Source organism: Neisseria sp. HMSC064E01 (assembly GCF_001808875.1).
Lineage (GTDB): Bacteria > Pseudomonadota > Gammaproteobacteria > Burkholderiales > Neisseriaceae > Neisseria > Neisseria sicca_A.
In genome coordinates, this window is the sequence record NZ_KV794934.1 from 1 (window position 1) to 326 (window position 326).

General features: G+C 58.6%; 1 pseudogene. It reads left to right on the forward strand.

The window, feature by feature from the left end:
• Positions 1-326, forward strand: a pseudogene (locus HMPREF2572_RS06315) (RHS repeat protein); the annotation flags it as partial.

Here is a 326-nt window from a genome sequence, read left to right on the forward strand (position 1 = left end):
AACCTCGTCCGCGCCGCCAACCGCCACAGCATTACCTGCTTCGACTACAACGAAAACGGCCAACTCATCGCCCAACACCAATGGAAGATGCCGAGCAAGGAAGAGAACGCCCGAAACGGTTTGCCCGAAACCGACTGGCGCGATGCGCAGTACGACATGCTGTACCTGCCCGTTACCGAAACCGTCCGCTACCACTACGACTTCAACGGCAACCGCACCGCTACCGTCCTGCCCGACGGCAGACAGATCAACTACCTGTATTACGGCAGCGGCCACCTGCACCAAATCAGCCTAGACGACGAAGTCATCACCGACATCGAACGCGA